This window comes from Pseudarthrobacter sp. L19, assembly GCF_050859435.1.
GTDB lineage: Bacteria > Actinomycetota > Actinomycetes > Actinomycetales > Micrococcaceae > Arthrobacter.
This window is the reverse complement of record NZ_CP193935.1, coordinates 2,398,370-2,411,468: the sequence shown is the minus strand read 5'-3', so window position 1 is coordinate 2,411,468 and position 13,099 is coordinate 2,398,370. Positions and strand designations below refer to the sequence as shown.

Annotated in this window: 7 protein-coding genes and 2 pseudogenes; 3 read left to right on the top strand and 6 right to left on the bottom strand. The window is 65.2% G+C overall.

The genetic code is table 11. From position 1 onward, the window contains the following. Window positions 1–241: 241 nt before the first annotated feature. Complete coding sequence (locus ACRQ5B_RS11440; RefSeq protein WP_432393929.1) at window positions 242–2,980, top strand: S8 family serine peptidase; 2,739 nt, start codon at window positions 242–244, stop codon at window positions 2,978–2,980. A gap of 111 nt (window positions 2,981–3,091) precedes the next feature. Here the strand turns inward: ACRQ5B_RS11440 and ACRQ5B_RS11435 are convergent, their stop codons facing one another. The 5 genes and pseudogenes from ACRQ5B_RS11435 to glf form a co-directional block, all read right to left on the bottom strand. After that, window positions 3,092–3,829, bottom strand: a complete 738-nt coding sequence (locus tag ACRQ5B_RS11435; protein ID WP_432393927.1) for an ABC transporter ATP-binding protein — start codon at window positions 3,827–3,829, stop codon at window positions 3,092–3,094. Window position 3,830: 1 nt separating this feature from the next. Next, entirely contained in the window at window positions 3,831–4,724 is an 894-nt protein-coding gene (locus tag ACRQ5B_RS11430; protein ID WP_432393925.1) for an ABC transporter permease, read from the bottom strand. Then, entirely contained in the window at window positions 4,721–4,996 is a 276-nt protein-coding gene (locus ACRQ5B_RS11425; RefSeq protein ID WP_432393923.1) for a hypothetical protein, read from the bottom strand. The genes ACRQ5B_RS11430 and ACRQ5B_RS11425 overlap by 4 nt, the downstream gene beginning before the upstream one ends. Continuing rightward, on the bottom strand, window positions 4,885–6,750 hold the full coding sequence (locus ACRQ5B_RS11420; protein ID WP_432393921.1) for a glycosyltransferase: 1,866 nt from the start codon (window positions 6,748–6,750) through the stop codon (window positions 4,885–4,887). Before ACRQ5B_RS11420 ends, ACRQ5B_RS11425 begins: the two co-directional genes overlap by 112 nt. Continuing rightward, a pseudogene (gene glf, locus ACRQ5B_RS11415) lies at window positions 6,747–7,933 on the bottom strand (UDP-galactopyranose mutase). Before glf ends, ACRQ5B_RS11420 begins: the two are co-directional and overlap by 4 nt. Between glf and ACRQ5B_RS11410 the strand changes: the two are divergent. Beyond that, window positions 7,914–8,663, top strand: a pseudogene (locus tag ACRQ5B_RS11410) (FHA domain-containing protein); the annotation flags it as partial. The pseudogenes glf and ACRQ5B_RS11410 sit on opposite strands and share 20 nt — an antisense overlap. A 1,164-nt stretch (window positions 8,664–9,827) precedes the next feature. Beyond that, window positions 9,828–12,419, top strand: a complete 2,592-nt coding sequence (locus tag ACRQ5B_RS11405; RefSeq protein ID WP_432398750.1) for an FtsK/SpoIIIE domain-containing protein — start codon at window positions 9,828–9,830, stop codon at window positions 12,417–12,419. 49 nt (window positions 12,420–12,468) lie between these two features. On the opposite strand, the gene ACRQ5B_RS11400 is transcribed toward ACRQ5B_RS11405, so the two are convergent. Continuing rightward, window positions 12,469–12,849 (bottom strand): hypothetical protein, encoded by a 381-nt coding sequence (locus ACRQ5B_RS11400; protein ID WP_432398749.1) that lies wholly within the window; start codon window positions 12,847–12,849, stop codon window positions 12,469–12,471. Between the last annotated feature and the right edge of the window lie 250 nt (window positions 12,850–13,099).

The following is a 13,099-nucleotide window of genomic DNA, read 5'->3' as shown; positions in this document are numbered from 1 at the left end:
AGCCTGCCGGCACGACGTCACCGACGCCGACTTCCAAGGCCGTACCGACGACGCCCTCAGCCGTTCCTCCCGGGCCTAGCTCGCCCAGCGCTCCCCCAGTCACTCCGGCGGCGCCGGTTCCAAACGAGCAAGTCACGGAACCTGCACCCGCACCGGCAGCCACCTCCGCGCCGGCCGCCCCCGCAGCGGCGGCGGCAGGGAAACAGCGCGGTACATCGTGAGGTATGCGGCCGGAACCGACGTGAAGTCCAAAGCCGACTCACTGAAGTCAAAAGGCGTAGGGGTCGAGAAGACCTTTTCCCACGCCATCAAGGGTGCCACCGTCACCGCTACCCCCGCGGAAGTTGAACAACTCAAGCAGACCCCCGGGGTCTCCGCCGTCCAGTTGGATCAGCGGGTATCCATCAGCCAGGACTATTCGCCATGGGGCCTGGACCGTTCGGACCAGCGTTCCCTTCCGCTGAACACCTATTACCAGCCGCTGTCCAGCGGATCCGGCGTCAAGGCCTACATTGTCGACACCGGCGTCCGGACCACCCATATCGATTTCACCGGTCGGGTGGCGACGGGCTTCACCGCCATCAACGACGGCGGGGGCGTGACTGACTGCAATGGCCACGGTACCCACGTGGCGGGAACTCTCGCCGGCACGAAATACGGCATGGCTAAGTCAGCCACGATCGTCCCGGTGCGGGTTCTGTACTGCGACGGATCCGGCTACACCTCTGACGTCATTGCCGGGCTGGACTGGGTCACAGCCGACCACCAGCCCGGGCAGCCTGCCGTGATCAACATGAGCATGGCCGGCTTCACCGACCCCGCCTTCGACGCCGCCGTCCAGGGTGCCATCGACGACGGCATCACCGTCGTCGCCGCCGCCGGCAACTACGGCGTCGACGCCTGCACCGGTTCTCCTGCAAGGGTGCCTGCCGCCCTCACGGTTGCCGCGACGGACAAGACCGACACCCAGCCTTCCTGGTCTAACTCGGGCAGCTGCGTGGACCTCTATGCACCGGGCGTCAGCATCACATCGGCCGGCAACGCATCCGATACCGCTGAGGCCATCAAGTCGGGCACGTCGATGGCGACGCCGCACGTCGCCGGAGCCGTTGCGGTGTTGCTGTCACAGAACCCTTCCATGACCCCGGCCCAGGTCAGCGCGGCCATCATCTCGAATGCAACAGTCGGGGCGGTCAACTCGGCGTCCCCCGGCACCCCCAACCGCCTCCTTTACATCCCAACGCCCCTGGCGCTCAAGGGCTTCCAACTGAACGGCGGATTCGGTGCTTCCCTGTCCGGGGAGACGTATGGCCTGACGGGGGGCGGCGGTTACCTGGCATACCAGCTCGGCGCCATCCACTGGACTCCGGGAACCGGAGCCCACACGACCACCGGCTCGATCCGGGCGCTCTGGGCCTCGCGGGGCTTCGAAACCGGCAGCCTCGGCTACCCGGTGACCGACGCGCTGCCCTACCCCAACGGCGGTCTCGCCCAGGTGTTTCAAGGGGTCTCTGTCTACTGGACGTCCGGTGGTGGTGCTCATACCACTGACGGTGCCATCCGCACCGCGTGGGCGGCTACCGGCTTCGAAAGCGGCCCGCTGGGCTACCCGGTGTCCGATCAACTGACTTATGCCAACGGCGGACTGGCGCAAGGCTTCCAGGGGGGCGCCGTCTACTGGACATCCGGCACCGGCGCCAGGGCCACGTTCGGTCCGATCAGGTCTGCCTGGGGCGCGCAAGGATTCGAGAGCGGCCCGCTGGGCTACCCCACCACCGATGTTCTCAGCTACGCCAACGGCGGACTCGCCCAGGGTTTCCAGGGCGGCGCGATCTACTGGACCGCCGCCACCGGGGCGCACGCCACCTCCGGGGACATCAGGACGGCATGGGGAGCCCTTGGGTTCGAGAGTGGCAAGCTGGGCTACCCCACTACCGATGTCCTTAGCTACGCCAACGGCGGACTCGCTCAGGCCTTCCAGGGCGGCACGATCTACTGGACGGCGGGAACGGGTGCACACGCAACCGCCGGACCGGTCCGGGCTGCGTGGGCGGCGCAAGGGTTTGAAACCGGCAAGCTCGGGTACCCCACCACGGACGAAACTGCCTCGGTGAACGGTGGCGTCTCGCAGGGATTCCAGGGCGGAGCCATCTACTGGACGCCTACGACCGGTGCCCATGCCAGCGCCGGAAAGCTCCGGACGGCGTGGGGCGCGCTCGGCTATGAAAACGGCAAACTGGGATATCCCACAACCGACGAGCTGAGCTACCCCAACGGTAGTCTCGCGCAGGCTTTCCAGGGCGGTTCCATCTATTGGACGTCCGCTACGGGAGCGCACGCGACCAGTGGTCCGATCCGCTCGGCATGGGCCTCGCTCGGCTTCGAGGGCGGCAAGCTCGGATACCCCACGACGGACGAGATGAATTACAGCAATGGGGGTGTCGCCCAGGCCTTCCAGGGCGGTGCGATCTACTGGACGTCCGCCACCGGCGCTCACGCCACCAGCGGTCCGATCCGTACGGCGTGGGCAGCGCTCGGCTTCGAAACCGGTACGCTCGGCTACCCCACCAGCGACGAAATGAGCTACCCTCTCGGGGGTTCCGCCCAAGCCTTCCAAGGTGGATCCATCTATTGGACCGCAACCGGCGGGGCCCATGCAACGGCCGGACCGATTCGGTCAGCATGGGCAGCGTTAGGGTATGAGGGCGGAAAGCTTGGCTACCCTGTGAGCGACGAGATGAACTATCCCAACGGGGGACGTGCGCAGGCTTACCAGGGAGGGTCGATTTACTGGACTTCCGCTACCGGTGCCCACGCCACGTCCGGTCCCATCCGGGCGGCGTGGGCAGCACAGGGATTTGAATCTGGCCGTCTGGGCTACCCAACGTCAGACGAGTACACGTCGGCAGACGGTTTGATTCAAAGGTTCCAAGGCGGAACAATCTCTTGGACACCCGCCGGTGGGGCGGCGATAAAGTAGTGATTTAGGAAGTGCCGCTAAACACTGATGGTCGGTGCGCACCGCACACGGCGCGCACCGACCATCTTCGTTAGATTCAGCCCAGTGATCAGAGGGCGATGGGCACGTGGATCAGCGCGAGCTTTCCGTCCGAAGCCGGGCGACAGCCTCGTGAATCGGACCGTCGAACACCACGTTGCCGTGCTGCAGCACCACTCCCCTGTCACAGATCCGGGAAACCAGTTCGAGGTCGTGGCTTACCACCACGAGGGTCTTCCCGGCAGCGGACAGTTCCTTGATTTTGTCCAGGCACTTGCGCTGGAAAGGCTCGTCGCCGACGGCGAGGATCTCGTCGACGAGGAATACCTCCGGGTCGGTGTGGACTGCCACCGAGAACGCCAGGCGCAGGTACATACCGGATGAGTAGAACCGCACCTCAGTATCGATAAACTCGCCAATTTCAGCGAAGTCGACGATGGAATCGAACTGCTCGTCGATTTGCGCCTCGGTCATCCCGAGAATCGCGCCGTTCAGGTACACGTTGTCCCGTCCGGACAGATCATGGTGGAAGCCCGCCCCCACCTCGATGAGTCCCGCAACCTTGCCCCGGGTCCGCACCGACCCCGTGTCCGGCAACATCACGCCGGAGATGTGCTTGAGCAGAGTGGACTTTCCCGAGCCGTTGAGGCCCAGCAGAGCCACGGTTTCACCCTGCTGGACCTCGAGGTCGACGTCGTGCAGGGCGTGGAACTTCTTCGACAGATCGCCCTTGCGACCCGTGAAGAGCCAGACAATGGTCTCCTTGAGGGAACGGGTGTGACGCAGCACGAACTGCTTGTTGATTTTCTTTACTTCGATTGCCACCGGCATGCTAGAGCTCCTGCGCGAATCGGCCCTCAAGCCTACGGAACGTCCACTGGCCCACGAACAGCAGAGCAAAGGACACGACTAGTCCGACCGGAAGCCACAGCGAGAGCAGGTTCGGCGGGATCGGCGCCGACCCGTCAGTGGTCGGCAGCCAGAAGGCGTAGTGGAAAGCCTCGACGCCGATGGTGATGGGGTTCACCTGATAGACCGAATACCAGCCCTCGCCGAGCTTGTCCCGCACCATCGTCCACGCGTACATGACCGGTGACGCCCACGTTGCGACCATCAGCAGCATGTCAACAATGTTTTCGAAGTCGCGGAAATAGACATTCGCCGACCCGAAAAGCAGGCCCAGGCCCGTAGCCAGCATGGCCACGATGATGAAGCCTGCGGCTGCGGCCAAGAGCTGGAGCAACGAGGGCTGCCAGCCGACCACGAGGCAGGCGGCGACCAGCACCGCCAGCTGGGGTACAAAGTGCACCGCCGAGACCCAGACGGAAGCCACCGGGAAAAGCTCCCGGGGCAGGTAGATCTTCTTGATCAGGCCGCCGTTGCTGACAATCGACCTCGCGGCATTGCTGAGCGCCTCGGTGAAGAAGTTGATCAGCACGATGCCGGAGAAAAGGTAGATGGCATAGTTGGCCAGGCCGTTCGGGTTCCTGGGGCTGCGCTCGAGGCCCAGGAAGACTCCTAGCGCGATGTAGAAGACGAAGAACTGCACCCCGGGCTTGACGTAGGACCAAAGGAGACCCAGGACCGACCCGCGGTAGCGGATCTGCAGCTCCTTGCGAACCAGCAGCTTGAGCAGGAAGCGCTGTCTGAAGACTTCGGCGAGCCCGCCGCCCACGCCCGGGCGGACGAGGGCGTCGGGGCCGCCGCTGGAAACGGCTGAGGTCACTTCGACTCCGGGGTCTGCGCCGAGGGCTTCTCCGTCATGGCCTCGAAGGTCTGCTTCCAAGTGTTGGGGGAAGTGAACTCCGGCAAAGCCTCGGAATACATCGTGGACAGCTTGTCCCAGTCACGCAGGAGCTGCTGGTGCAGCTTAACGCTCCGGGCCATCATGGTCCGGAATTGCTCTGGTTGCCGCTTGTACCAGGAAGCACCGGAGCCGTCGGCCGAGGAAACGATCGCCGAATCCAGCTGCGACAGGCGCCACCAGCGGGCATCCATGGCCGGCACAAGTGCCTCCGGGTGCTCCAGAGCACCCGGGCGCACCCCTGGACCTGGCGGATGCCAGCCGTCGCGGCCGTTGCAAGTGCGTTCAGAAGAGACTTGGGTGCCCTCGGCTTCTTTCCGTGCCTCGGGGGCTTGACCCGCTTGACCGCCGGGAAGCCGGAAACCTCTTTGGTGATCCTCGCGTCGTCGAATTCAGCGCGACGGGCCCGAATCTCGGGCAGCTTGGTCTTGATCGTTTCGTGCAGGTGCGAAGGTCCCTTCAGGAGATCCTCCAAGGCGTCGAGGCGCAGCTCGACGGCTGAGTACTGCATTGAAAGCAGATGCTTGACGTCCACCATGAAACTCATCCGCGGCAGGATGCCGCCCTTTTTGTAGGGCGAGTAGACCAAGGCAGCAAGCCAGCGGTTGCGCTGGTGGAAGTAGGCCTGCCAGTCGATGGTGTCGTCCTTTTCGGTCCACGGCATGTGCCAGACGGCCGCACCCGGGAGGGTTACCGTCTGATAGCCGTGGCGCCGGGCGCGGATGCCGTACTCGGCGTCATCCCACTTGATAAAGACAGGAAGAGCCAGCCCGATTTCGCGGACAATGCTGGTGGGGATCAAGCACATCCACCAACCGTTGAAGTCGACGTCGATCCGACGGTGCATCCACGGAGTGGTCCGCAGGTTACTGGCCGAGAAATCATGTGCTTCGCGGGTGCTCTCCACCGCACCCCAGAAGAACTTGTACTCGTTCACTTCTTCGCCAAACGTGTGCATGACCGAGCGTTCGTAGAGATTGAACATGTGGCCGCCGACGATCGTCGGCTTGCGCGTGAAATCAGCGAAATTGATGGCCCTGAGGACACCCTCGGTTTCGATGATGACGTCGTCATCGAGCAGCAGGACGTACTTGCTGCGTCCGTCTTCCACCGTCTCGTGCATACCGCGGGCGAATCCGCCGGAGCCGCCAAGGTTTCCCTGTTCGATGATGCCGAACTTGTCGCCCAGCCGGGCCGCAGCTTCCTCGAAGCCCTCCTGGTCGCGCACCTTCTGCGTGCCCTGGTCGGTGATCAGCAGCCGGTCGAGTACCTCGAGAAGCTCCGGGGACTCCGCGAAGGTGGTCAGGTGCTTGACGCAGTAGTCAGGCCTGTTGAAGGTCGTCACAGCAACTGTGGCGGTCCCGGGGACGAAGCCCTCCGGCTTACGCACCGACCACTCGGCGCCGACCAGTTTGACCTGTTCCGAACCGGCGACGAGGTCGAACCAGTACCAGCCGCCGTCACCGAAGTTGGCGAGGGGAAGAACGACGTCGGCCGGTGAACCTGCGTCTACGCTGATGCTCTCCACCCGGTTGGACGTTCCCCGGGCGGTTGAGCGGGAAATAACTACCGTGGCAGGGGCGTCCACTTCAACGGTAAGCCGGACGCCGGAAACATCGGTGTGGGCCCGCCAGTAACTGGCCGGGAAGGCGTTGAAGTAGGTGCCGAACGATACCCGGCGGAAGGCCGGCAGGTGAAGCTGGCGGCGGTTTTCCAAGAAGTCCGTCCGGACCTTTGCGCCGGTCGAGGCCACAGCAGTGACACCCGCGCCGGACTTCGAGTTCTGTGAGTCCTCGGACACCACGCGCTGGGCGGCATTGAAGTCAAGGTAGAGCGGAAGGGTGTCGGTGTCTCCGTCGGTGGGGAAAACGACCCGGTGAACTGTCTGCCACTCTTTGTTCACGGGAGCGCGGGACCCTTCGTTCAGAATTTCAGTCGCAACGCTCATGCGTCCACTCCTCCGCTTTCAATCGTGGCGCCGGCCTCGAAGTGCGGGCGGATCTTGTTCTCGAACATGGTCAGGGCGGACCCGATAGCCATGTGCATGTCCAGGTACTTGTAGGTGCCGAGGCGCCCGCCGAAGAGGACGTCCTTCTCGGCCGCCGCGAGGTCGCGGTACTTCAGCAGCCGCCCGCGGTCCGCGGGGTGTTGATCGGGTAGTAGGGCTCGTCGCCCTTTTCTGCGGCGCGGGAGAATTCGCGCATGATGACGGTCTTTTCCGTCTGGTAGTCGCGCTCCGGGTGGAAGTGGCGCGGCTCGATGATGCGAGTGTAGGCGACGTCGTCGTCGTTGTAGTTGACCACAGAGGTGCCTTGGAAGTCGCCGACGTCAAGCACCTCTTCCTCGAAGTCAATGGTGCGCCAGGAAAGGTCGCCCTCAGCGTAGTCAAAGTAGCGGTCCACAGGACCGGTGTACACGACCGGGATGTTCCCCACGACCTTGTTCTTGGAGTATTCGTGCGACTCGTCGAAGAAGTCCGTGTTCAGCCGGACCTCGATGTTCGGGTGCTCCGCCATCTTTTCGATCCATGCGGTGTAACCGTTGGTCGGAAGGCCCTCGTACTTGTCGTTGAAGTACCGGTTGTCGTAGTTGTACCGCACCGGGAGCCGCGAGATGATGCCTGCGGGCAGGTCCTTGGGGTCTGTCTGCCATTGCTTGCCGGTGTAGTGCTTGATGAAGGCCTCATACAGCGGGCGGCCGATCAGCTGGATGCCCTTATCGTTGAGGTTCTGCGGATCGGTGCCCGCGAGCTCGCCGGCCTGTTCCTTGATCAGATCCTGAGCTTGGCCCGGCGTCAGGTTCGCCCGGAAGAACTGGTTGATGGTCGCCAGGTTGATCGGCAGGGAGTAGACCTCACCCTTGTGGACGCCGTAGACCTTGTGGACGTAGTTAGTGAATGTCGTGAACCGGTTCACGTACTCCCACACACGGTCGTTGGAGGTGTGGAAGAGGTGCGCACCGTAGCGGTGGACTTCGATTCCGGTCTGCTCTTCCTTTTCGCTGTAGGCATTGCCGCCGATATGGTGGCGGCGGTCGATAACGACGACCTTCAAGCCCAGCTCAGTGGCGGCCTGTTCTGCGATTGTCAGGCCGAAAAAGCCCGACCCTACGATGACGAGGTCAGCGGTCACAAAATCTCCTGGTTTGAATGCGGGCAGCACAGCGTTAGGCAATGTCTGCTGCTCTAGCGTACCCGAGTCGGGCCGTGAAACCGCGCCCCAGTTCGTCGGGGGACGCCTTCGCAGTACCCCCGGGTTGTCCACATACCGCTTGTTCGCCAGCCCCGCCCGGTCGGCAATCCCTACTCTGGATCCCGGAGGAAGGCGCGAAGGAAACTGCGCGATGATCTTGCACTGCACCTTGGCGGGCGGACCGGGGTCGGTGATCCTTTCGCCGGTGGAACTGGCCGTGGAACTGCCTGATGGCTGCGCCGGCAGCCGGCTCGAAGGGGCCCTCAGGGGAAAGTTCGCCACGTCCCTCCTGCGGGTGGCCGGGGTGCCCCTATCCGCTTTGTCGGCGGGCACTCTCCCGCTGGTCAACGGCGCGGTGCTTGTCGACGGACCTATGCCTGCGGCCGGAACCGTACTTCCCGCCAGCACCGAGCCGACGCTGACACTGGCCGTCCTTGGCGGTCCCGCCGCGGGAACACTCCTGCCCCTACGACGCGGCACCTACCGGCTGGGCCGAAGCGGCGTCGACCTCGTCATTCCGGATCCGGGACTCTCCCGCGAACACGCGAAGCTGAAAATCACACCTACGTCAGCCACCCTTGAGGACCTTGGAAGCGCTAACGGGACGTGGGTGGACGGCCGCCGGATTTCGCTGGCCCCGCTCACCACGGGTACTGAGATCCGGTGCGGTAACTCGACCTTGGGTCTGTTCGGCGGCTCGCCCGGAGATCAGTCTTTTGTAAACGACGAAGCCGGCGCCGACACCTCCGCACCCCTTCCGCTCCCGGCTCCGCCCTCTACTGGTCACCTCCCCACGCTCCTCATAACGTCCTTGCTCCCGCTGCTCGCCGGAATCGTCCTGACCCTTGTCACCGGGACGTGGATGTTCCTTGCCTTCACCGCCTTTTCTGCCCTTCCGGTGCTGGTCTCGGGGTTTAGCGGACGACGGCGCCGCCGGCAGTGGCACTCCAAAGTCGCCGCCGCCGCGCTGGCTGACGCAGATCGACGCCGTCGCGTCGCGCCGTCGATTTCCGCCCTGGTGACCGCCTCCGCAGCTTGGCCTCGGGGAGTCCCTCAAGAATCTGCCGGCGATAGCATCCGTGTAGCAGGGGGTCCTCACGATCGCCCCACTGCAGTAAATTCGGTGTGGCTACGGCTGGGATTGGCCGAGCAACTGGCCAACGTGCGGCCGCCGTCGGACACCGGTAGTTTCCGTCCTCCCAATAACGGAAGGTTGCCCGTCACCCTCGATCCCGGGATCGAGGCACGACTGTCGGGGCAAACTCAAGCGATGGAGGGACTGCTGCGCTCCTTCGTCATTCAGCTCGCCGCCTATCCCCGCGCGGCACTGACCCCGCTATATCTCATCGGCCCACCCGGGAGGCTTCTCCTCTCCGCGCGGTTCCTGCCGAGGGTCTTCGCTACCGCGGTGGAGGCAGACGCCGTCGCTGCACTGAGACGGACTCTGCCATCGGCGGCCGGTCCTCCCGGTGTCGTCATCTGTCTGCCCAGCTACCCCGCCTCGGAGGCGTTACGGGCGGAGATAGCTCGGTCGGGCTGGCAACTCATCACCTGCTGCCAGGATGGGCCCGCCGGGGAACGGTCGGGACAAACGGTGAGCCTCACGACCACCGCCGGCCGACTGACCACTCCCTCGTGGGTGACAGAATTCGTGGCAGACCTCGTCCCGGAGGCTGTCTTCGATAGTTTCTGTCGTCGCCGGGGCGGACAGCCAGCCGTGTCGCCAACGTCGGGCGGCATCCCTGCACGCTGCGAGCTGCAGGGAGCGCTACCGCTCACCAACGATTCGGTGAGGCGCCGTTGGGCCGCCACGTCGCTGCCTACGGCGCCACGGATGGGGCTCTCCGTGCCGGTGGGCCAGGGTGCCGCCGGGCCAGTGTTGATTGATTTGCAGCGTGATGGGCCACATCTACTCGTTGCCGGCACGACAGGCTCCGGAAAATCGGGGTTTCTCCGGACCCTCGTGCTCGCCCTCGCAGCCTCCCATGCGCCGAACGAGGTCAACTTCCTCCTCATCGATTTCAAGGGTGGCTCCGGCTTGGGCCCGCTGGCCGAGCTACCTCACTGCGTCGGCGTTCTCACCGACCTGGACGGCCACGAAATTGACCGTGTACTTGTCTCGCTCCGGGCGGAAGTACGCCGCCGCGAGCGACTCCTCGCCCGGGCGGCCGTTCCCGATCTCGCCAGCTACAGGTTCGGCGGCGACAGGCCGACAGCACTCCCACATCTCATTCTCGTGATCGACGAATTCCGAATGCTGGTCGATGAGGCACCGGCCGCACTGTCCGAACTCATGCGCATCGCCGCCATCGGCCGCTCCCTGGGCATCCACCTCGTCATGGCCACCCAGCGTCCCCAGGGAGCGCTCAACGCGGACATCCGCGCCAACGTCACCAGTTCTGTCGTCCTGCGCGTCCAGTCCGACGCCGAGTCGCTGGACGTTATGAATGCCAAGCTGGCCGCGACCATCCCCAACGACACTCCCGGCCGGGCCTACCTTCTTCGGGGCAACGCCCAGCCCGAAGAATTCCAGACGGCCACTCTCACTGGGGCGGAGCGCAACACCGGGGCGGGGCCGCAGGTCACGGTGATGACCGCCCAGGAGTTCCTCACGGCTCCCCCGTTGTCGGCAGCCCATCGCGCCGAACCACCGGACGATACGGCGGACGCCGCTGCACCTTTTATCGAACTGGCGCGCACGCTGTGGCTGGACGACGGCGGCGAACTTCAGCACCGGCCCGTCGCGCCACCCCTACCGACAAGAGTTTCCTTCCCGGGTCCGGCGTCCCTCATTCGCTCCACTGGTGATCCGGGCCCGGTACGGGGGCCTGGCTTCCGTCTGGGGATGAGCGACCTGCCGGAGCAGCAGCGTCAGAGCACCGTCGCTTGGTCGCCTCCTGATGACGGTCATCTGGCCTTGATCGGCGGACCTACCCAAGGGCGCGGCACCCTTTCCGCCGGCCTGGGGCTGCTGCTTGCCCAGTGGGGTGCGGACGCGACTAAGCCCGCGTACCTCCTCGACGCCGACGGTACTCTGGCAAGCGCCACCAACCACCCGATGGCGGGAGCCGTTGTCGGACCCGGGGAAACGCGGCGCGCCGCCCGACTCCTGGCCAGATTATGCGAGGAAACGGAACGCCGACACGCTGCACAGTCCGCTAAGGCGGCACCACTGCTGTTGGTCGTCCACGGCTGGGGAACCTGGGTTTCTGCGTTTCGTTCGGGCCTGTACGCCTGGGCCGAGGACCTCTTTCAGGACCTGATCCGGGGCGGCCCCGGAGCAGGGATCTCCGTCATCGTCACCGGGGAGCGGGAGCTGGTGACCGCCAGGTTCTTCGCTTCGCTGCCCAACCGGATCTACTTCCCCGCCACCGCGACCCCGGAGAGCCGGCTCCTCTGGCCGGCCCTGCCGAAAGTTCGGGCTATCCCGGGCCGGGTCATCGCGTCCGGGCCGTTCGTGGCAAGCTCGCCTCCCGACGCCGAACGCCCCGCGCCGGACTTCACGGCACCCAAGGATCGAGACGAGGGTGTTGGGACGGGACAGACGCGCTACCGGGGATCGACCGTCAGCGGGGACGACGACGGCCCGGACGACGAAGCCTCGGACAGCGGCACGTTGCGGGTGGCGCAACTCTTCGAACCGCCGTCGTGGGCCGGGCGGGCGATGAACGGTGAGTTCGTCGCCACAGACGCCCGGCTCGGCCTTCCCTTTCGGGTGGAGGCGCTCCCCGACCGGGTCACGGTGCGGGATGTGGCGTCCCGCCTCCTCGCGGGCGAGGCAGACGGAGGCACGGCCGAGAGGAACGGCCGGAACCATGGCCAACTCTGGATCGGTTTAGCCGGCGACGAACCGGGGCCTGCGGGCATCACACTCCCGACGTCAGGTGTCGCCGCCGTGCTGGGCGCGCCCGGGACGGGGAAGAGCACGCTCCTGGAAACCCTGGTCACTCTTAACCCCTCGATGAGCTGGCTGAAGCCGGATAAGCAAACACCGCAGGAGTACTGGACGGGCATCTGTCGGAAAGCCGACGCGGGAACCTTGGACCGGCAGGCGGTGGCGCTCGCCGACGATCTCGACCTCTCGACTCCGGAGGTCAACGCCGCGTTGCGGGACCTCAACGGCCGGGGTTGGAGGGTGGTCTTCACCGCCGGCTTCGGCCCCCTTCTCCAGCAACGGGTGCCGTTGGCGATGCAGGCCCGCGTCTTCGGCAGGGGCGTCCTGCTTCGGCCCCGCAGCCTGATGGAGGGCGACCTCTTCGGGGTACGGTTCGACCCCGAGCCGCATCAGCCCGCCGGACGGGCGGTCCTCATCGGCGACGGTGCGGCAACGTGGGTTCAGCTCGCCGTACCGGAGCCGTCAGCGTTGTCCAGGAGAGGTGCCAAAGGACAAACCTCTGAGATACAGCCGGAGGAGACCTCGAAATGATCCGAATCAGGCGACGGGAATGCCCCCGCGACAAACCAGGCAATTGCGCTTACAGCGCCGGCGGGGACCCACCGGCCCGAGAGGCATAGGCAATGACGCGCTTGTCGAACAACAGCACGATCGCGACGGCGGCGGGCACCAGCATCGCAAGCCCGGCCAGCGGGTACCCGCCCGTCAGCGTGGGGAAACCGATCGTGAGCGCGAACAGCTGGGCCACCAGCGCTCCCGCGCGCGGCCAACGATAGCCGCGGAACAGGAAATGGCCCACCGCGAACAGCCAGGCCGAGAAGGCCAGCAACAAGCCGAGGGTGAAGACCGCTCCCCAGAAGGAGAGCACCGGGGCTCCGGTCAGCAGCTGCAGCGCATACCAGCCGGCCGCCACCAACAGGGCCGCCGCCTCAAGGGCAGCGACGGCCGAGATGACGGCGATGCCGGCGGGGCGGGGAGGCCGGGCCGGGTCCGGGGCGCCGGCGGGTGATCCGCCCGGGTTATCGGGCTCAACCGGCCCCTGGGGATTCTCTGCGGGTCTTGACACACTGGCACCATACCCGACATAGTCAAAACCACTTGGGGGACCGCCGATGCATGTGATGCATCGCTCACGAATCGGCGGCATATGGACCGCTAAGACCCCTTGTTTACGCAGCGTTAACATGACACGCTTAATCCAGATGACCGAG

Bases quoted from the DNA above. Each gene is read 5' to 3' on its own strand.
- ACRQ5B_RS11420 (WP_432393921.1), bottom strand. From the start codon at position 6,750: ATGAGCGTTGCGACTGAAATTCTGAACGAAGGGTCCCGCGCTCCCGTG.
- ACRQ5B_RS11435 (WP_432393927.1), bottom strand. From the start codon at position 3,829: ATGCCGGTGGCAATCGAAGTAAAGAAAATCAACAAGCAGTTCGTGCTG.
- ACRQ5B_RS11405 (WP_432398750.1), top strand. From the start codon at position 9,828: ATGGGGCTCTCCGTGCCGGTGGGCCAGGGTGCCGCCGGGCCAGTGTTG.
- ACRQ5B_RS11425 (WP_432393923.1), bottom strand. From the start codon at position 4,996: ATGGATGCCCGCTGGTGGCGCCTGTCGCAGCTGGATTCGGCGATCGTT.